The organism is Rhodoluna sp. (assembly GCF_044232805.1).
In the GTDB taxonomy this organism is placed as follows: Bacteria; Actinomycetota; Actinomycetes; order Actinomycetales; family Microbacteriaceae; genus Rhodoluna.
Window position 1 is genome coordinate 1 of the sequence record NZ_JBIILG010000013.1, and the last position, 20014, is coordinate 20014.

General features: G+C 49.7%; 19 protein-coding genes. 9 read left to right on the forward strand and 10 right to left on the reverse strand.

The genetic code is table 11. The features are described 5' to 3' along the window. Positions 1-357, reverse strand: a 357-nt coding sequence (zapE, locus tag AC9UES_RS03155; RefSeq protein ID WP_509526763.1) for an AFG1/ZapE family ATPase, incomplete at its 3' end; no start/stop codon positions are given. A gap of 54 nt (positions 358-411) precedes the next feature. Here zapE and AC9UES_RS03160 point away from each other — a divergent pair. The 5 genes from AC9UES_RS03160 to AC9UES_RS03180 are packed head-to-tail and all read left to right on the forward strand — an operon-like array spanning position 412 to position 4299. Further along, positions 412-1314, forward strand: coding sequence for a sulfurtransferase (locus tag AC9UES_RS03160; protein ID WP_509526811.1), 903 nt, complete (start codon positions 412-414; stop codon positions 1312-1314). Then, positions 1315-1746 (forward strand): SufE family protein, encoded by a 432-nt coding sequence (locus tag AC9UES_RS03165; protein WP_509526765.1) that lies wholly within the window; start codon positions 1315-1317, stop codon positions 1744-1746. It abuts the gene before it with no gap. Then, a complete protein-coding gene (locus AC9UES_RS03170) occupies positions 1743-2396 on the forward strand; it encodes a dihydrofolate reductase family protein (protein ID WP_509526767.1) in 654 nt (217 codons plus the stop codon). The genes AC9UES_RS03165 and AC9UES_RS03170 overlap by 4 nt, the downstream gene beginning before the upstream one ends. Before the next feature lie 48 nt (positions 2397-2444). Then, positions 2445-3014, forward strand: a complete 570-nt coding sequence (locus AC9UES_RS03175) for a DUF3000 domain-containing protein (protein ID WP_509526769.1) — start codon at positions 2445-2447, stop codon at positions 3012-3014. Position 3015: 1 nt separating this feature from the next. Continuing rightward, positions 3016-4299: an HRDC domain-containing protein gene (locus AC9UES_RS03180; RefSeq protein WP_509526771.1), complete on the forward strand. Its 1284-nt coding sequence runs from the start codon at positions 3016-3018 to the stop codon at positions 4297-4299. Here AC9UES_RS03180 and dxs read toward each other — a convergent pair. The 5 genes from dxs to dut are packed head-to-tail and all read right to left on the reverse strand — an operon-like array spanning position 4250 to position 10626. After that, positions 4250-6190 (reverse strand): 1-deoxy-D-xylulose-5-phosphate synthase, encoded by a 1941-nt coding sequence (dxs, locus tag AC9UES_RS03185; RefSeq protein WP_509526773.1) that lies wholly within the window; start codon positions 6188-6190, stop codon positions 4250-4252. The genes AC9UES_RS03180 and dxs overlap by 50 nt on opposite strands. Before the next feature lie 17 nt (positions 6191-6207). After that, positions 6208-8889 carry an aconitate hydratase AcnA gene (gene acnA / locus AC9UES_RS03190; protein WP_509526775.1) on the reverse strand — a complete coding sequence of 894 codons (2682 nt, stop codon included), beginning with the start codon at positions 8887-8889 and terminating at the stop codon, positions 6208-6210. A 52-nt stretch (positions 8890-8941) separates the two neighbouring features. Further along, positions 8942-9613 carry a DUF3159 domain-containing protein gene (locus AC9UES_RS03195; RefSeq protein WP_509526777.1) on the reverse strand — a complete coding sequence of 224 codons (672 nt, stop codon included), beginning with the start codon at positions 9611-9613 and terminating at the stop codon, positions 8942-8944. Continuing rightward, positions 9610-10191 carry a DUF3710 domain-containing protein gene (locus AC9UES_RS03200; RefSeq protein WP_509526779.1) on the reverse strand — a complete coding sequence of 194 codons (582 nt, stop codon included), beginning with the start codon at positions 10189-10191 and terminating at the stop codon, positions 9610-9612. The genes AC9UES_RS03195 and AC9UES_RS03200 overlap by 4 nt, the downstream gene beginning before the upstream one ends. Then, on the reverse strand, positions 10192-10626 hold the full coding sequence (gene dut, locus AC9UES_RS03205) for a dUTP diphosphatase (RefSeq protein WP_509526781.1): 435 nt from the start codon (positions 10624-10626) through the stop codon (positions 10192-10194). It lies immediately after the preceding gene. 25 nt (positions 10627-10651) lie between these two features. Between dut and AC9UES_RS03210 the strand changes: the two genes are divergently transcribed. Beyond that, positions 10652-11110 (forward strand): DUF3093 domain-containing protein, encoded by a 459-nt coding sequence (locus AC9UES_RS03210; protein ID WP_509526783.1) that lies wholly within the window; start codon positions 10652-10654, stop codon positions 11108-11110. Here the strand turns inward: AC9UES_RS03210 and AC9UES_RS03215 are convergent. Further along, entirely contained in the window at positions 11107-11388 is a 282-nt protein-coding gene (locus AC9UES_RS03215; RefSeq protein WP_509526785.1) for a DUF4193 family protein, read from the reverse strand. The two genes, AC9UES_RS03210 and AC9UES_RS03215, sit on opposite strands and share 4 nt — an antisense overlap. A 156-nt stretch (positions 11389-11544) precedes the next feature. On the opposite strand from AC9UES_RS03215, the gene sepH reads away from it, so the two are divergent. Further along, positions 11545-12507 (forward strand): septation protein SepH, encoded by a 963-nt coding sequence (gene sepH, locus AC9UES_RS03220; RefSeq protein WP_509526787.1) that lies wholly within the window; start codon positions 11545-11547, stop codon positions 12505-12507. On the opposite strand, the gene AC9UES_RS03225 is transcribed toward sepH, so the two are convergent. Continuing rightward, positions 12504-13610 carry an alkaline phosphatase family protein gene (locus AC9UES_RS03225; RefSeq protein ID WP_509526789.1) on the reverse strand — a complete coding sequence of 369 codons (1107 nt, stop codon included), beginning with the start codon at positions 13608-13610 and terminating at the stop codon, positions 12504-12506. The two genes, sepH and AC9UES_RS03225, sit on opposite strands and share 4 nt — an antisense overlap. A gap of 33 nt (positions 13611-13643) precedes the next feature. Here AC9UES_RS03225 and AC9UES_RS03230 point away from each other — a divergent pair, with 33 nt between their 5' ends. Continuing rightward, entirely contained in the window at positions 13644-16037 is a 2394-nt protein-coding gene (locus AC9UES_RS03230; RefSeq protein ID WP_509526791.1) for a DNA gyrase/topoisomerase IV subunit A, read from the forward strand. Here AC9UES_RS03230 and AC9UES_RS03235 read toward each other — a convergent pair. Further along, positions 16034-18115: a DNA gyrase/topoisomerase IV subunit B gene (locus tag AC9UES_RS03235; protein ID WP_509526793.1), complete on the reverse strand. Its 2082-nt coding sequence runs from the start codon at positions 18113-18115 to the stop codon at positions 16034-16036. The two genes, AC9UES_RS03230 and AC9UES_RS03235, sit on opposite strands and share 4 nt — an antisense overlap. 148 nt (positions 18116-18263) lie before the next feature. Between AC9UES_RS03235 and AC9UES_RS03240 the strand changes: the two genes are divergently transcribed. Then, on the forward strand, positions 18264-18476 hold the full coding sequence (locus AC9UES_RS03240; protein ID WP_509526795.1) for a DUF7455 domain-containing protein: 213 nt from the start codon (positions 18264-18266) through the stop codon (positions 18474-18476). 16 nt (positions 18477-18492) lie between these two features. Here AC9UES_RS03240 and AC9UES_RS03245 read toward each other — a convergent pair whose 3' ends face one another. Next, complete coding sequence (locus AC9UES_RS03245) at positions 18493-19917, reverse strand: RNA polymerase sigma factor (protein WP_509526797.1); 1425 nt, start codon at positions 19915-19917, stop codon at positions 18493-18495. Positions 19918-20014 lie beyond the last annotated feature (97 nt).

The window sequence follows — 20014 nt, forward strand, 5'->3', positions numbered from 1 at the left end:
GCCAATGAGGCTGGTGTATGCAAGGAAACTTCCAAAGGCTTTCTTGCCGGCGTACTCATGCCAGATTGCGGCCAAGAGGTGAGTTTTTCCAACCCCGAAACCACCGTCTAGGTAGATCCCTGAATATGCGGGAGCTTTTCCCTTTGAAAAAAATGACTTGATGACGCCTGGCTTTACGAAAGCCCTGGATGAAGCAAGGGCCGAGGCTTGAGAAGGGAAGTCGGAATTTGGCAGATAGTTATCGAAGCGCGCCTTGGTAAACTCTCTAGGAGGAACCAGTTGATCCAAGACCTCCCCAAGGGTGGGGTGGGGTTGAATTTCAACCAGGGAACAAATTGTTCCTGAATTGGTTGACAATAGCACCGCCTACATGAGGATCAATTGAATTCCCAAGTCTACAAGGAGATAACTTTGCCAATCGACATTGACAGTTCCGAAAAGTTTGGTCAGTACGCTAACCCATCTGCTCTTGTGAGCACTAAATGGCTAGAAGAGAATCTGGGCAAGCCTGGTCTTGTCTTGCTTGAGTCCGATGAGGACGTTTTGCTTTACCAAACCGGACACATCCCGACTGCCCGGAAAATCGACTGGCACACCGACCTCAACGATCAAGTTACCCGTGACTACATCGACGGAGCAGGCTTTTCTAAGGTCTTTTCCAGACTGGGCATCAACCGCGAAGACACCATCGTTTTGTATGGAGACAAAAGTAACTGGTGGGCAGCTTACGCACTTTGGGTATTCAAGCTCTTTGGCCATGAAGACGTTCGACTGCTGGATGGCGGAAGAGACATGTGGATTTCCGAAGGTAGGGATTTAACTAAAGATGAGCTGAAGCCAACGCCTTCAATCTATCCGGTTATCGAAAGAGACGATAAGAAACTGCGTGCTTTTCGTGACGATGTTGTTTCACACTTTGGGAAACCGCTAATTGACGTTCGTTCCCCAGAGGAATATGCAGGTGATCGCCTCACAGCTCCTGGTTACCCTGATGAGGGGGCCACTCGAGCAGGACACATCCCTACAGCAGCATCGGTTCCCTGGTCAAAAGCATGCAACGAAGACCAGAGCTTTAAAGATCTAGCAGGGCTAGAAGAGGTATATCTGAAGGGCGCCAAGTTAGCGGGTCACTCAGATGTAATCGCCTATTGCAGAATCGGCGAACGTTCATCTCACACTTGGTTTGTGCTGAAGTACCTACTTGGCATTGAAACCGTTAGAAATTATGACGGTTCTTGGAGCGAGTGGGGTTCTCTTGTGAAGGCTCCCATAGCTTTGGGTAGCCAACCTGGCCCGGTACCTCAGCTGGTCTAATTGGCAACACTAGAGCTTCCGGAAACTCTAATTGGGGACTTCGCCTCAATCAGAGAGTCTGAGCGACTGGATTTGTTGCTGGAGTTCTCGGAAGCATTGCCTGAGTTACCTGATCGCTACGCTGATCACCCAGAGCTTCTTGAAAGAGTAGAAGAGTGTCAGTCCCCAATTTATCTATTTGTGGAGATTGATGAAAACAACCTAACAAGATTATTTTTCAGCGCTCCCCCGGAAGCGCCGACTACCAGAGGATTTGCTAGCCTGCTATTTAGTGTCATTGATGGGTTGAGTGTGCAAGAAGCACTTGATTTCGATATTGACTTCCCATCGAAGCTATCGCTTCAGAAGGTTGTGTCTCCACTGAGGCTTCGTGGAATGATCGGGATACTTTCGCGCATAAAGCGTCAACTGAGGGAAAAATCTAGTCAATGATTGCAGCGCTTTCCGGACTCGCGCTTTCTAATCAAGTCTCAACTGTAGAAGAGCTAGCAAAAAGCTACGGTAGCTGGGATGGCATACGCACTAATCATGTGATTAGTTCAGGCGGTAGCTTTTTCGACGAGTCCGGATCTTCCAGGGGTCTATCAAACAGGGAAGATCTCGAGCTCTTGTTGGCACTTCGAAAGCAATCCGATCTTGTGATTGTGGACGCGGCAACAGCGCGTAATGAGCAGTACAAAAAATTCTCTTCCTCACGCCTGGCAATTGTTTCGGCTACGGGAAACTTCCAGTCGATTCCAGCAGCTAGCGCCTCAACCGGGGTGACTCTTTTTAGCCCGAACGATCCAACTCGTGACGGTGATTCCAAGCTCGAACATGTTGCAATTGATCCAGCCGAGCCCTTTGTTGCGCTATTGGACTGGGCTAGGCGAATGCAGATGAAAACGCTGCTTCTTGAGGCGGGGCCAACGCTTACAAAAGTGTGCTTCGCAACCACTGAAGTAGCACAATCTGCCATCACCATCACTCCTAGGCTGTCGCCCGAATCACTTACGCCAAAATGGAATCCTTTTAGCGACTCAGGATCTCTGGTATCTCTTGCGGAATCCGAGGCTGCGACATTCACCCTCTGGAACTACTAACGGCGTGGCTAGAGCGTAAATTCAAGACCGGCTCTTAGGCTGGAAAAAATGCTTGAGATCGCGGATGTGACCAATACGGCTGCTGATTTTCAGCTAGCTGTCATGTCGTTGCGCCAAGCGGATATTCGATCTGATCTAAACGTTACAGAGATTCCTTCCCCCGACAAGCTTGCTAAGCACTCGCTTGCCTTAGCAGCCCACGTTGGAGCAGAATCGCATGCTGCTCAAGCTGATGCCGGCACTGGAAGATTTGTGTTGCTAAATTCGGACACCCCTCAAGAGGGGTGGGGTGGAAACTTTCGAATTATCTGCTTCGCAAAATCCCCTCTAGAAACCGACATAGGCCAGGATGAGCTAATCACCGACGTCTGCTGGGCCTGGTTAGAAGATTCCTTGAAAGCCCGCGGCGCGGGCTACACCCTGCAGGCAGGCACCATCACCAGAATTATTTCCCAAGGCTATGGTGCGATGTCCGGTCAAAGTGATCACGCCGAGCTCGAACTTCGTGCATCATGGTCGCCAACTGATTCGAATTTTTCGGCACATCTCGAAGCTTGGCAGGACCTTTTGTGCATGATGTCTGGATTGCCCCCAGAATCAGGAATAAGCAGAATCTAATTTGACTGAATCAGAGTCAAACTTGGTGGATGCGGAATCCGTAACACTTGAAACACTTGCGGCACCGAGGTCCAATTATCATCTAGTTGAAAACCCCAAAGACCTCGCTTTGGTTATTGAGCAGCTTGAAAACACAAAGGGACCGGTCGCTGTTGATGCAGAAAGAGCATCGGGTTTCAAGTATTCGCAGCGCGCCTACCTGGTTCAGCTAAAAACTGAGCACTCCGACATTTTCTTGATAGACCCAACAACAGATTCTTCATTGGTTGAGTCAATTGAATTTTCTCGACTTCGCGAGTTTCTTGCCGCCCGAGAGTGGATACTCCACGCAGCTACTCAGGACATACCTTGCCTCGAAGAGCTCGGCTTACGCCCCAAGGCAATTTTCGACACCGAGCTAGCAGGACGGCTTACTGGCCAACCACGGGTCGGTCTTGGCTCGTTAGTCGAAACGCTGCTGCATATCGGGCTTGCCAAGGAGCATTCTGCCGCTGATTGGAGCACCAGGCCGTTACCCGAGAGCTGGTTGAATTATGCAGCTCTGGATGTTGAGCTACTTCATGAACTTCGAACAAGTCTGAAACTACTGCTTGAAGCTCAAGGTAAGTCCGAATGGGCTAACCAGGAGTTTGAAAACCTGCTTTCATTTAAGCCAAAGCCAACCAAACAAGATCGCTGGCGTGGAATCTCCGGTCTAACCAAAGTTTCCGACCAGCTTTCTTTGGAGACAGCAAGGAGGCTTTGGCTGGCACGTGAAGAACTTGCCATCAAGATGGATGTCTCCCCTGGACGATTGATTCCTGACTCTTCGATCTTGGCGGTAGCAAATGCCAAACCAAGGACTAGACCAGAGCTAGCCTCGCTTAGAAGCTTTACTGGTCGAGCTTCCAGAAGCTACCTGGAGCTTTGGTGGGAAGCACTGCAAGCAGCACTCAAGGCCACGGTCCTTCCGTCTGTCAGAGCAGAGAAAACAGAAGGCATTCCAAATCACCGCAACTGGGCAGCTAAGTACCCAGAGGCTGATCGCCGTTTGCGTCACGCTAAGAATGCGTTGACTCTTATTAGTGAGAATGCAAATGTTCCCTTGGAGAACTTGCTCACTCCTGATTATTTGAGGCAAATATGTTTTGCGCCTCCAGAACCAGCAACGCTAGAGAACGTAAAGCAGTCTCTGATGGGAGTTGGTGCAAGAAGATGGCAGGTTGATCTAACCGCTGATGCGATTACGGATTCAATTAATCGGCTAGACGAGCCTGATCAGAAACCACAGAGTCCTCAGGAATAGCTCTAGCGTGTGGCACGCGTGAACCAAGAACCTGGGCGACAATCTCGCGTGAAATGTCTTGTGCGTTTAGGCCAACGCGATCTAGAATTTCATCCCTGGAAGCATGCTCCAGGAACTCATCCGGTAATCCAATTTCGCTCAGTGCGGTATCAACCTGAGCCGCGCGAAGGTCCTGACGAACACGGGTTCCGATTCCACCGACTCGAATTCCATCTTCGATTGTCACAACTAACCTGTGCTTGCTCGCAAGTAAGACAACAGATTCAGGAACTGGAATGACCCAACGAGGGTCAATAACAGTTGCACCAATTCCCTGATCGGCAAGCATCTTGGCTACTTGTAGCCCCATGTGAGCCATTGAACCTACAGTCAGAATTAGCACATCCTTCGCTGGGCTTTCCATAAGCACATCAACGCCGTCGTCTAGTCGTCTTACTGCTTCGATCTCTTGAGATACAGAGCCCTTAGGGAATCGAATAACGGTCGGTGCATCAGAAACCTCGATTGCTTCATTCAGTTCCTCGACAAGTCTTTTTCCATCTCGAGGTGAAGCAATTCTGATTCCCGGGACAATTTGTAGCATAGCCAGATCCCACATACCGTGATGGCTAGCGCCATCTGGTCCTGTTACACCGGCGCGGTCAAGTACGAAGGTTACCCCTGCTTTGTGAAGGGCAACATCCATCAAAACCTGGTCAAAAGCGCGCCCCATGAAGGTGGCATACACCGCCACAACTGGGTGAAGACCCCCAAAAGCCATACCTGCCGCTGAGGTCACCGCGTGCTGCTCGGCGATTCCAACATCGAACACGCGCTCTGGGAACTTATCGGCAAATTTGTGTAGCCCAACCGGGATAAGCATCGCTGCAGTGATACCAATTACATTTGGTTTGTTCTTGGCGATCTCGACCATTTCATCTGCGAAAACACCAGTCCAGCTCTGCTTGCCAGAATCTCCAACAGCCTTACCGGTGTCTGGATCAATTTGACCAACTGCGTGGAACTGATCCGCCTCATCGCTGACGGCTGGTTCGTAACCCTTACCCTTTTGGGTGATTGCGTGAACGATAACTGGATTGGCATACTTTTTTGCCTGCTTTAGAGCTTCTTCCATTGCATGCATGTCGTGGCCATTTACTGGACCGATGTATTTCAAGTCAAGATTTGGAAAGATTCCCTTTGGTGCAAATGTTCCAAGAAGACCTTTAGCAGCGCCACGCAAAGTTGAGTAAGCCATTTTTCCTGGCATACCGAATTTGTAAAACACCCTACGGCTCAGTCTGTAGAGTCTGCGATAGATGCGCTCGGTTCGGATCCCGTTTAAGTACCTCGCCAAACCACCGATAGTTGGCGCGTAAGATCTACCGTTGTCGTTAACAATAATCACCAGCTTGCGATCGTTATCATCGCTGATGTTGTTGAGAGCTTCCCAAGTCATTCCACCGGTCAGTGCACCATCTCCAACAACAACAATCACATAGCGGTCGTCTTGCTTGGTTAGGCGATAGGCCTTGGCAATGCCATCGCCCCAGGAAATAGAAGAAGATGCGTGCGAGCTCTCGACGATGTCGTGAACCGACTCAGTTCGTTGTGGGTAGCCGGCAAGACCTTCCTTGGAACGCAAGTTGTCAAAGTTTTTTCTTCCAGTAAGCAACTTGTGAACATAAGACTGATGACCAGTATCAAAGATGATGCTGTCTTTAGGAGAATCGAAAACACGATGAATGGCCAACGTTGTTTCCACTACGCCTAGGTTTGGACCTAGGTGTCCCCCGGTTTTTGCAACCTTGGAGATCAGAAATTCACGAATGTCCGAAGCAAGCTCGATTACCTCAGTTTCCTTTAGACCCTTTAGGTCCTCCGGTCCGTTGACTCTATCCAGGATGCTCATTCGAAGGCTGACTTCCTCTATGCCGTTACTAACGATCGAAGCACATACTGCAAGATTCCGCCATGGCGGAAGTAGTCCGCTTCTCCAGGGGTGTCGATTCTCAAAGTTGCCTCAAACTCAACAATCTGCTTGCCCGTCTTGGAGTGCTCGCTTGGCTTGGCAACGACCTTCAGGGTCTTGGGTGTAACTCCCTCGTTCAGCTTTTCAACACCGAAAATGTCAAAAATCTCTGTGCCATCAAGCCCCAAAGAGTCAGCCGATGCGCCAGCTGGGAACTCTAGAGGTAAAACACCCATGCCGATTAAGTTACTGCGGTGAATGCGCTCAAAGCTTTGGGTTATTACAGCACGAACTCCAAGCAAGCTGGTGCCCTTTGCGGCCCAGTCTCTTGAGGATCCAGATCCGTATTCTTTGCCGCCAAGAATTACTAGCGGTGTTCCAGCAGCTTGGTAGTTCTGTGAAGCGTCATAGATAAACGCTTGATCCCCTGCGGCTTGAGAGAAATCTCTGGTGTAGCCGCCTTCAACATCTTGCAGTAGCTGATTGCGCAAACGAATGTTGGCAAAGGTTCCACGAATCATTACCTCGTGATTACCACGACGAGATCCATAGCTGTTGAAATCAACCCTTGATACTCCGTGCTCGGTCAAATACTTGCCAGCTGGTGAATCAGCCTTTATGGAACCAGCTGGGCTGATGTGATCTGTTGTCACGGAGTCCCCTAGCTTGGCAAGCACGCGAGCTCCGTGGATATCTTTAACCGGCGTAGGCTCCATTTTCATATCGTCGAAGTAAGGCGGTTTGCGAACATAGGTGGACTTAGGATCCCACGAAAAAGTGTCGCCGGTTGGAGTGTCAAGAGATTGCCATCTCTTGTCACCATCGAAAACCCCCGCGTACTGGGTGGTGAACATCTCCGAGTTGATTGACGAATCGATAGTGCTCTGAACTTCTTCTGGCGTTGGCCAGATGTCTCTCAAGAACACGTCATTTCCAGAAGCATCGTCACCAAGAGAGTCTTTTTCGAAATCAAAGTCCATGGTCCCAGCTAGCGCGTAAGCAATAACTAGTGGGGGCGAAGCTAGATAGTTCATCTTCACATCTGGATTGATTCGGCCTTCAAAGTTTCTGTTTCCAGATAGCACCGCGGTAACGGCCAAATCATTTTCATTTACTACTGCCGAGATTTCCTCGTCAAGCGGTCCAGAGTTTCCAATACAGGTGGTGCAGCCATATCCAACTAGCTGGAAACCTAAAGCATCTAGGTCTTTAGTCAGCCCCGCTTTGTCGTAGTAGTCAGTTACAACTTTTGATCCAGGAGCCAAAGATGTCTTAACCCAAGGCTTGGCCTTGAGTCCCTTGGCAACAGCTTTTCTCGCAAGTAGCCCTGCCGCCATCATCACGGATGGGTTAGAGGTGTTGGTGCAAGAGGTTATCGAAGCAATGCTGACGTGCCCGTTATCCATCGAGAAATCTCTTCCAGAAACTTTTGCTGGTTTAGAAGCCTTTGAGGAATAAGTAAGAATGTCCTTCGCGAATTGGTTCTTTGATTTGGACAATTCGATTCGATCCTGTGGCCGCTTAGGACCGGCGATTGAAGGCACCACTGTCGCAAGATCCAGTTCTAGATACTCGCTGTATCGAGGTTCGATCGAAGGATCGTGCCACAGGCCTTGGGCTTTGCTGTACTGCTCAACGAGATCAATCTCAGCTTGCTTTCTTCCGGTGAAGCGAAGGTAGTCAAGGGTCACTTCATCGATTGGGAAAATCGCAACAGTCGAACCAAACTCTGGGCTCATATTTCCAATGGTTGCTCGATTTGCCAGTGGAACAGAAGCAACACCGGCTCCGTAGAACTCGACAAATTTGCCTACTACTCCATGCTGGCGAAGTTTCTCAGTAATGGTCAACACAACGTCAGTAGCAGTTGCACCCATCGGAATCTGTCCAGTGAGCTTGAAACCAACAACTTTTGGAATCAGCATGGAAACTGGCTGGCCCAGCATCGCTGCCTCGGCTTCGATTCCACCAACGCCCCAGCCCAAAACTCCAAGACCGTTGACCATTGTGGTGTGAGAATCTGTTCCAACGCAGGAATCTGGGTAGGCAAGTATCTGGCCACCAACATTTCTGGTCATGACTGTTCGAGCTAGGTACTCAATGTTGACCTGATGCACGATTCCGGTGCCAGGAGGCACCACTTTGAAATCGTCGAATGCCATTTGACCCCAGCGAAGGAATTGGTAACGCTCAGCGTTGCGCTGATATTCAAATTCGACGTTCTTCTCGAATGCATCCTTGGATCCCGCGACATCGATAACGACCGAGTGATCGATAACCAATTCAGCCGGAGCAAGCGGGTTGATTTTCTTTGGGTCTCCCCCGAGATCCACCATGGCCTCACGCATCGTTGCGAGGTCCACAACGCACGGCACACCAGTAAAGTCCTGCATGATTACTCGTGCTGGGGTGAACTGAATCTCAGTATCAGGCTCCGCCTTTGGGTCCCAGTCCAAGATGGATTGGATGTGAGAAGAAGTTACGTTTGCACCGTCTTCGGTTCTTAGAAGATTCTCAAGAAGAATCTTCAGGCTGTATGGCAAGGTCTTGGCATCAAGCGTGCTGATGTCAAAGATTCGATAAGAGTCGTTTCCAACTTTAAGCTCACGCCCTACGCCGAAACTGTCAATCTTGGACATCTAAAACTCCTACATTTTTGAGCAAATCAGCTCCAGCTACCAAATTTACCACTTACCTGGTCCGAAGCACCGTGGCTCGAAGTATTAGCCAGGTCACAAGAATAACTAGTGCATAAAGCGGTGGCCCCATGGCAACACGGGCTGTCGCCAAGAGTTCAGCACTACCGGCCAAATACAGCGGAACCTGGACGGCGAGGCGAAGACTGAAGAAACCTACCCACATCGCAGTAACTAGTGAGTAAATCGTAACTTTCTTGCGGTCCTTGCGCCAACTAGTGGCATTGCCGCGCAAAACTTCAACCAGAACCCCAATAATTGGCCAGCGAACCAAGATAGAAATCAAAAGCACGCTTCCGTAAACAGCATTGGCTATAAATCCTGGGACAAAGTAATCAACTGCTTCTCCGCCTTCGCGAAGAGCCAGCCAAGCTGCAAAGCCAACAGCGATCGCACCGATCAAAGCACTGCTGGCAGATTTGCGAGTAATTAAGCGATAAATAATAAAAAGTGCTGACGCTGACGCTGCCAAGGACACCGCAACAATCGCTTCTCCGGTTAGCGCAAAACTGATTCCAAACAGCAGGCTTGGAATAATCGTCTCCGCGATGCCTAACTTGCCACCCATGCCCTCAAGAAGTGATATGCTATCCAGGCTTAGTTGACCGTCTACCGAATTAACGCCAAGTTTTTTGGCCGCCGAGTCTCTAAACTTCTCGTCTGTCATTTGCTAACGCTCTTTTGAGCACCTGATGGTGCAACAAGTTCCAGGAGTTCCTTTGGTGGCATTGGCGAGCTACCTCGAACAACAACTGCTGATCTAAAGATTTCAATCACGTGCGACATCGAGAGAGTGTCGCCAAGAGCAAGGCCGGTTATAACTCCGCGCAAGAACCATTTGGGTCCATCGACGCCAATAAATTTCGCCAGCCTGGAGCCACCATCAGTGGTGGGAATCTGAGCATTTAGTTCTGGTCCTAGCGGCCCAACCACGCTTTCAGTTTTGCCCCCCTGCGCCAAAATTGATTGCTCTAACGAAGCGCGAATCTCATGCCATATCCCTTCAGCTCCGGGGGCGCTGAATGCTTGCAGTTGCAAGGTAGAACCTTTGTGTTCAACGGTGAGAGCCACGATTTTATTAGTTGATGATTCCACCTCGAGCTTGTAAGTTACGTCGTCACGCATTGGGAGTTGAATAGCGCCAAAATCAATGGTGGGCCGAACTTGCACAAGCTCCGTAATATCGAAGGGGCCAGCACTCAGCCGATCAATCGGTTGAGATTTTGCTTTGCCGTAGTTGTCCATCTACTTATTTCCCGTCGATCCAAAGCCAGCTTTACCCCGGTCAGTATCGGGAAGTTGGTCAACGGAGATGAAATTGGCTTGCTCAACGCTTTGAATCAAAAGCTGCGCTATGCGGTCGCCAACTTCAATCTCAAATTTCTCGGTGGACGAGTTATAGAGCGTAACCATTATTTCGCCACGATAACCGGCATCAATGGTGCCGGGGGAATTCAAAACAGTTATTCCGTGCTTTAGCGCCAGGCCCGAGCGAGGGTGCACTAAGCCAACAAAGCCAGCGGGTAAGGCAATAGCAACCCCAGTTGTAACTAGTTCACGAGCTCCAGGGCCAATCGTGATTTTCTTGGTAGATCGAAGATCGGCTCCGGCGTCACCGGCTCGGGCGTAGCGAGGCTCGAATCCAGGCGATGCCATTACTAATACGGGTACGTGAGTCATAGATTCCCAGCGTAATCTATTGAGTGTGAGTGAACCAGAGAAGCCCGAATCCCCTCTATACAAGGAACGGGTGTTGCCAAATTTCGGGACCTTTGCCGCCGTTTTCGCTCTGCTGCCATCGATTGCAATTATTTCCGAGCCATTTGATATAAGAATTGGTCTGGCTGTCGGAGTTGTGGTCGTGATAACTATTTGGACACTACTTATCTTGCGGGCCCCGACGATTGAGCTTTCCCAACTGGAGCTAAGAGTGGGCAGAGTAGGGATTTTTAGGAACCTGATTGGAGAAGCCGAGGTAATCTCCAAGGACCGAATCTTCTTGGAGCGCGGGCCAAACCTGGATCCGGGAGCTCACAAAGTGTTTCAAGGCTCGGTGAAAACGGCAATTAAGATTGCGATTTTAGACCCGGAAGATCCGACACCCTATTGGCTGATCTCCACCAGAAAACCTGACAAGCTGGCTGAACTTCTAGAAAAGAACTAGGAATCACACTCAGAGCAAATTGGACCATTCTTGGTCTTCCTCGCAACCAGCGAGCGGTGCTTGACAATAAAGCAGTTAGAGCAGGTGAACTCGTCATCTTGGGGCGGCAAAACGACCACGTCTAGGTCCTCGGAAACCACATCCGGGATTGAGAAGGAGTCACCGGCATCAATATCCTCGGTGTCCGAAGCAGCCTTGGCGGGGCCGCGCTCTTTGATAGCTTCTAGGGACTCGGTGTCGTCGTCGGCTTTTCTAGGAGCGTCGTAGTCGGTAGCCATGGGTGGCCCTTTCGTTAGTTCTTTAGGCGCTAGTAGTGTCTAACAAATACCCCCTAATAGCAAACTGACACAGCGTGAATTTCCTTGGAAAATGCCGTGTTTTTGCGCTCAGTCATGAACCTTGCTGGCAAACTCATAGGCAGGAGATAACCCGACATGAAAGACATCAAGTTTTTAGGTTCAGATGGTGACTTTCTATTGCTGGAAGACTCCGAGGGACAAAGGTTTCGCCTACTGCTGGATCAGTCCGTAAGAAGTGCGATCAGAAACGAAACCCCTCGAATGCTCGATGAGCCTCGGTTGAGCCCACGGGAAATCCAAGAAGAAATAAGGGTTGGCCGAAGCATTGAGGAAATTGTCCAAGCCAGCGGCGCTCCGGTTGACTACGTCATGAAATTCGCACAACCAGTTCTAGATGAGCTAAATCACGCAGTTTTGAACGCCTTGACCGTTCGGCTTGAGGTTCCTGGGAACCGCTTCAATAACCCGGCCACTAGAGAGTTCGGCGAAATCATCAAGGCAAGACTGGCAGCCAATGGTGCGGGCATAGAAAAGTGGTCAGCCATGAAAGCCCCCGAGCATGGCTTCTACATCTATTGCGAGTTCGAACTTGAGGGCAAGCAAAATAAGGCGACGTGGCTTTATGACCCGAAGCGGCTGGCGCTAATTCCAGAAAACGAATCCGCCATATCTTTATCCTCCGGTGACAAAATTGCTGAACCTGCTCCCAGATTGCGTCCTGTAAGCGCTCCGGTTTCCAATTTCACATCAAATCTTGCTGACACCTTAGAAATTGTCCGAGAACCTCCTAAGCCAACATCAAGCCAATACAGTGCACCAACTCCAACTGTTGCTCCAATTTCCGATACGGCAGATCTTTTGGAGGCACTTCGGAAAAAACGCAACGAGCGAGAGATGCTGGAAGTCCAGGAAGAAGCTCCGCACACCGAGTTCTTGTCAGTTGTACCTGACCTCGATGAGCAGCCGGGATTCGCTGACGAAGATGTAAGTCAGGAACCAGAAATTGTCGTTACGGATAATCCTCCGCCAACCAGAAAAGGCAGAGCGTCTATTCCGAGCTGGGACGAAATCGTCTTTGGAACAAAGACCGAAGACTAAAAAACAATAAGCGGAACTTCCCACTCGGCCTGAGTCATACCTCCATGCTGTCCGATCATCAACAATGATCGAGCCCTTGCAAACCCTCGGTGGTAGGCAACCCTATCGGCCTTGGGTAGTAGAACCAGATCCGGAGCCACACGTGTGGCTTGCTCAGATAATTTCGATAGCCAACCAGCGGTTATCAAATCAGATACGGTCACAACATCGCAAGTGTTTCCAATTGCCTCAGCAATTTCACCCAGTTTGATCTCTAAGTCAGTACCATCTTGAAAATACAGATAGCTAACTCTTGGATCTCCACCTATTTGCTCAAGGTCACTGAAACACTCATACTCATCCAGGTAAATATGCCTATCTGATTCAACATCAATTACTCCGTGGTCTGCCGTGAGAATAACTCCGGCAGTTGTTGGTATTAATCGAGCAAACTTGACCAATTCGGCATCCAACTCTTCAATAGCGTTTAGCCATTGCTTTGAGTCAGAACCATAGCGATGTGCGAGCTGATCGAGTTCGGGAAAGTAAAGATACGTCAAGCTGCTTGGAACACTAACTGCTTTTTTGGCGGCCATGAAACGATTTCGAAAACTTTGAGCGGGAATGTAGTTAGCGTTTGGCATGGTGGCCATAGTGAACCCAGACTTGTCATACTCGGCTGGGCCAATTGTTGACACCACCACGTTATTTTTCGCAGCTTTCTCAGAGATTGTCTCAAGGTTTTGATACTCGCGTGGATCAAGCTCTAATCCAAGGTCGTTTAGAAAATTTATGTTCTGCTGTATGCCTCGGTCGTAAACCCGGTGTCCGAGCACCGCGTGGCTACCATTAGCTACACCTGTTGCCAGTGATGTAAGGCTGGAACTTGTTGTGGCAGGAAACCCTGAGAACAAAGACTTAGCTGACATGAGTTTTTGATTGAGAAATCCTGCATGGCCAGCAGCGCCTCTAATGTTTGCGGTGCCAAGACCGTCTACCAGTATCACCAGGTAACTCTTTTTCTGAGCGAGTTTCAGGGGATTATCGGATGAGCTGAGCGCGAGATAGGCGCTTAGGTAGGCGTCGGAAAGCCTCCCGAGTGATTTGGGAACAGAAGGTAGCATCGAAGCTAAGTTTGCCACAGCAACAGGAAGACCATGGCCAAAGATCCTATTGAAGTAGTTCCAGAGCGTATCTTCGACATCGACCTATCTAAGGAGATGCAGGATTCTTTTCTTGAGTATTCGTATTCGGTTATCTACTCAAGAGCCCTACCCGACGCCAGGGATGGACTAAAGCCGGTTCACCGACGCATCGTTTACCAAATGGGAGAGATGGGGCTTCGCCCAGACAAGGGCCACGTCAAATCTGCTCGAGTCACCGGCGAGGTAATGGGTAAGCTCCACCCTCACGGTGACAGTGCTATTTACGATGCCCTAGTTCGAATGGCGCAGCCGTTTTCTCTTCGCGCACCGTTGATTGACGGACACGGAAACTTCGGAAGCTTGGACGATGGTCCCGCAGCCGCCAGGTATACCGAGGTAAGACTTTCAGCTGCTGCACTAATGATGAATGAGGGGTTGAACGAGGATGTCGTTGACTTCAAGCCCAACTATGACGCTCAGCTTTCCGAACCCGAGGTTTTACCCGCTGCTTTTCCAAACCTATTGGTGAACGGCGCATCCGGAATTGCAGTAGGTATGGCAACAAACATGCCGCCTCACAACATGCGTGAAGTGATAAAAGCGGCAATACACCTTCTGAAGAACCCGAAGAGCACACTCCAGGATCTAATGAAAATCGTTCCTGCGCCAGATTTCCCAAACGGTGGAATCATCATCGTAGGAGAGGGAATTGCCGAAGCTTACGAAACCGGCCGCGGCTCATTCAAGACGCGGGCGCGAGTTGCGGTTGAAAGCGTTGCTCCAAGAAGAATGGGGTTGGTCGTAACCGAACTTCCTTACCTGATTGGCCCAGAAAAAGTCATCGAGAAGATCAAAGAAGGTGTCAACAGCAAAAAATTGCAGGGCATTTCAGACGTAATCGACCTGACCGATCGAAGCAACGGACTCAAGCTGATCATAGAACTCAAAACAGGGTTCGACCCACAAGTAGTTCTTGATCTTCTGTTCCGCTACACCCCAATGGAAGACAGCTTCGGTATCAACAACGTGGCGCTAGTTGATGGCCAACCGCAGACCCTTGGACTTCGAGACCTGTTGGGTGTGTATCTAGCTCACCGGGTGGTAGTCACCAAGCGTCGCAGTCAAAACCGATTGGGTAAGCGCCAGGCCAGACTGCACCTAGTCGAGGGAATGCTCCTTGCAATAGTTGCGATCGACGAGGTCATCAAGATTATTAGGGCTTCCGAAGAAGTTCAAGAAGCCAAAACCAAGCTCATGAAAAAATTCAAGCTCTCGGATATTCAAGCCGAATACATTCTGGAGCTTCGACTAAGAAGGCTAACTAAGTTCTCGAAGCTTGAACTAGACAACGAGAAAAAGCAGCTCAAAAAGGAAATCGAAGAGCTAGAGAAAATTCTTTCCTCCGACAAGATCTTGAAAGAACTCGTTGCCTCTGAGCTGCAAGAGGTGGCTGACAACTACGGTGATGACCGCAGGACATCAATCCAAGCCGAAGAAACATCTGTACCGGTTTCAAGTGGAAAAGAACAAGTCTCCGCACAACTGACGGACTCCCCCACAGCCATCACCCTTACTTCAAATGGTCGTGTGTTTCGTTCTGAGTCATCCGAAGCCCCAGCATCGAGAAAAGTTGGCTATAGAAACTGGTTCTCATCGACCACGAGATCTGATGTTGTATTCATAACGGATTTGGGTCGTATGCTTCGAACTCACATCGGGGACATCCCGGTCGGTGACTACGGTGCGCAAAACCCCGGTCCGCTTGCCGCAGAGTTTCTTGGTCTGGGTAAGAAGGAGAAAGTCGTTGCCGTTATTCCAGTTGACGAAAAGAGTATCGTCGCGCTGGGAACCAAGAACGGAACCGTCAAGCGAGTACTTCCAGACTTCCCGCAAAAATCTGACTTTGAGTGCATAAACCTGAAGGCAGGAGACAAAGTTGTGGGGGCAGCGCTTTCGCAAGAAAATGATGAGCTGGTTTTCATTACTCAGGACGCGCAGCTGCTTCGATTCGATGCCAAGACCGTTCGCCCTCAGGGTAGAAATGGCGCCGGAATGGCTGGGATCAAAACCGAATCCGAGGTTGTCTTCTTTGGAGTTTTGAAGGCAAAAACTAAGAACATCATCCTCACGATTGCAAACAGCTCGAAATCACTTCCCGGTACTGACCCGGGAGCTCTAAAGGTGAGCAAGATTGACGAATTCCCCAAGAAAGGCCGGGCCACCGGAGGTATGAGAGCTCACAAGTTCACCAAGGCTAGAGACCAGATTGCTTTGGCTTATGCGGGCCCTGAAAGTTTCCAATTACTTGACGCCAAAGGTAAGGCAATCGGTATTGAGTACGAGATCCAGAAGCGTGACACATCGGGAGATGCCGCGCCAGCGATTAGTTTTATCGGTTTAGCCTAGGCGTCGATTCTTTCGCGCTCTAGTGTGTCTGCTGAGTCGATAATAAAGTCTCTTCTTGGACCAACCTCGTTGCCCATCAATAGCTCAAACATCTTTTCAGCCGCTGCAGCGTCTTTTACGGTCACCCGTCGAAGCGCACGCTTTGATCGGTCCATTGTTGTCTCCGCTAACTGCTCGGCGTCCATCTCTCCAAGTCCCTTATAGCGCTGAATTGGTTCTTGATAACTTTTCTTTGCGGTCTTTAGCTTTGCGAGTAACTTCTCAAGCTCAGCCTGCGAATAGGTGTAGATGTGCTCATTGGCTTTCGATCCAGCATTAGTTACCGTAACTCGATGAAGCGGTGGAACTGCTGCATAAACTCTTCCAGCTTCCACCAGGGGCCTCATGTATCTAAAGAAGAGAGTTAGCAACAAAGTTCTAATGTGGGCACCATCGACGTCAGCGTCGCTCATCAGAATCACTTTGCCATAGCGTGCGGAAGGCAGCTCAAAGCTCCGTCCAGACCCCGCTCCCAATACTTGAATAATTGAGGCGCACTCTGTATTTGAAAGCATGTCTGCAACAGATGCCTTTTGGACATTCAGAATCTTTCCACGAATAGGTAAAAGAGCTTGGTATTCGCTGTTGCGAGCAAGCTTTGCGGTTCCAAGAGCTGAGTCTCCCTCCACAATGAAAAGTTCTGAAACTTCAGTTTCAGAAGTTCTGCAATCGACTAGCTTGCTTGGCAACGAGGAGCTCTCGAGAGCATTCTTCCTGCGCTGAGTTTCCTTGTGAGTTCGTGCCGATACTCTCGATTTTGTTTCAGCAACAATCTTCTCCAAAACTAAAGCAGCCTGTGTCTTATCATCACGCTTGCCGGACGAGAATCGCTCGTTCAGCCGTTTAGCAACAATGGCGGAAACAATGTTTTTTACTGCTGGGGTTCCAAGAATCTCCTTGGTCTGTCCTTCGAACTGTGGTTCTGCAAGACGGACGGCGACAACAGCTGTGAGGCCTGCGAGAATGTCCTCTTTCTCGACCTTGTCGTTGCCAAGTTTTAGCTTTCTGGAATTTGCTTCAATTTCAGCACGAATCGCTTTTACAGCCCCCTGCTCGAATCCAGTCACGTGGGTTCCGCCCTTAGGCGTGGCAATAACGTTCACGAATGACCGGAAGCTAGTTTCATAGCCTGTTCCCCAACGAAGAGCTATATCCACCTCGCATTTTCTAGTGACTTCTGTGGAAACCATGTTGCCTTTTTTGTCTAGGACAGGAACGGTCTCGGTGAACTCAGTTTCTCCCCTGAGTCTCCAAATGGCCGTAAGGGCAGCATCGGGGGCAAGGTATTCGACGAACTCGGAAATACCGCCATCGAACTTGAATTGCTGCTTGGTTGCTTTGCCGCTTCTTTTGTCCACCACGGAAAGAACTAATCCAGGAACCAAAAAAGCTGTCTGCCTTGCTCTGTCCTCAAGGTCCTTGAGATCAAAGGCGGTCTCTTTTACAAAAATCTGAGGGTCAGGCCAATACCTGACCCTGGTGCCGGTTTTGTTCTTGGCAACTTTGCCAAGAATCATAAGTTCACTTTTCTTGGCGAATGCCTTGAAAGGGCTTTGCGGAGAAATGGATTTTTTGTCGTCGAAAACACCCGGTTCCCCGCGATGAAAAGACATGGCCCAAGTTTGACCGTTTCGATCAACTTCAACATCTAATCGCTCGGACAAAGCGTTTACAACTGAGGCTCCAACACCGTGCAAACCACCGGAGGCTGCATAGGATCCGCTGCCAAACTTTCCACCGGCGTGCAATTTTGTGAAGACAACTTCGACACCCGATAATCCAGTTTTTGGCTCGATGTCAACTGGCACTCCGCGGCCGTCATCTTCTACGGTGACACTGCCGTCTTTATTCAGTTCGATAGTTACGTGCTTGCCGTGACCAGCAAGCGCCTCATCCACGCTGTTGTCGATGATCTCCCACAGGCAGTGCATCAATCCGCGACCATCGGTGGAACCGATGTACATACCAGGGCGCTTCCGAACTGCCTCTAGTCCTTCTAGGACCGAGAGGTGTCTAGCTGAATAGTCATCGCTTGCCACTCTGAAATGCTAATCTCGGCGAAGCCCCTGAGCGCACCCAAACACCCGAAGTCGGGAAATAACTTCGCAGTTAGCGAAATATGGACCAATTTGAACAAAAGCGAGCGATTGGTGTGCTCAAATAGGAGCCAGAAGGGAAACAACACAAATGCAGCCATTAGAAACACAGGACCAGAACCCAAGTGAAGTGCTAAGTGCAGCTGATCGCTGCGACGTCTGCGGAGCTCAGGCTTACATTCGTGCGTCACTGGCTACTGGCGAGCTGCTATTTTGTGCCCATCACGGCAATGCAAATAAGGCAAAGCTAGAGCCAATTGCTAAAGGCTGGCTAGACGAAACCGCCAGACTGCTTATCAAGTAATTTCTAAAGACTCGAGCTACTGCTCTAAATAGTCTCGAAGCATCTGCGACCTAGACGGGTGCCTAAGTTTAGACATCGTCTTTGACTCAATCTGCCTGATGCGCTCACGGGTGACACCAAACTCTTCGCCAATCTGATCTAGGGTCTTTTGAACACCGTCGCCCAAACCAAACCTGCTCTTAATTACCCCAGCCTCGCGCGGGTGCAACGACCCAAGAATCCGCTCCAGCTCGCGCTGCAACATTGTGAAGCCAACCGCATCGGCTGGAACAACGGCTTCGGTGTCTTCAATCAGGTCGCCAAACTCGCTGTCGCCATCTTCACCCAGTGGTGTGGATAGGGATATAGGTTCGCGCCCATACTTTTGAACCTCGACGACTTTTTCAGGTGTCATGTCTAGCTCTCTGGCTAGCTCTTCTGGGGTCGGTTCGCGCCCAAGATCTTGAAGCAGCTGTCTTTGCACCCTAGCTAATTTGTTAATAACTTCAACCATGTGAACAGGGATACGAATCGTTCTTGCCTGGTCCGCCATGGCCCTTGTAATTGCCTGGCGAATCCACCAAGTTGCATAAGTAGAGAATTTGTAACCCTTGGTGTAGTCAAACTTCTCAACCGCACGGATAAGTCCGAGGTTCCCTTCTTGAATCAAATCCAAAAATTGCATACCGCGACCGGTGTAACGCTTCGCAAGCGAAACCACGAGCCTTAGGTTTGCTTCCAAAAGATGGCTCTTAGCTTTCTGTCCATCTTTTACTACCCAACGCAGATCGCGCTCTAGGTCTTTAGAGAGTTGACGTTTCCCTGCTAGCTTCTCTTCAGCAAACAATCCTGCTTCGATTCTCTTGGCCAACTCGACCTCAAGTTCAGCATTTAGAAGCGCAACTTTACCGATTTGCTTTAGGTAGTCCTTAACCGGGTCGGCTGTAGCACCTGTAATGGTGTTTGTTTGAGCCGGAATGTCATCGTCTTCATTGTTTTTTAGAACAAATCCACCGCCTGGAACAACTACTTCTTCGACTTCTTCAACTGCTGAGTCAATTTCGACCGCAGTAATGTCAACCGCTTCTGCGACGTCGGCAACTATGTCCTCTACAGACTCCAGGGCGTCGACATCGACATCGTCTAACTCATCTTCGGGAAGGTCGGATATTTTGGACTTTGCTGTCTTGGTTTTTAAATCAGATTTCTTAGCCTTAGTTGCCGGTCCGTTAGACCCCTTTTTAGACTTTGCCGCTGGCTTCAAAGCAACAGGCTTAGCAACTTTCTTTGAGGCAGACTTGGCAGGCTTTGCGTTCTTTGCCGATGCGGCCTTCAAAGAAGCCTTTGGCTTCGAGCTCTTGGGGGCTGCCTTGGTTTTACCGGAAGCCTTCTTGGTCTTCTGGTCGGCCTTCAAGGAGGCTTTGGGGGAAGCCTTCTTTGTAGCTAATGTTGCCTTTGCCAATCTAACCTCTGTCTGATGCCTTGATTTCGGGAATTACTAAGACCCATGTCAAGTCGAAAAGTTGCTTCGACGACTGGGTCTAATCCAATTATGGCAC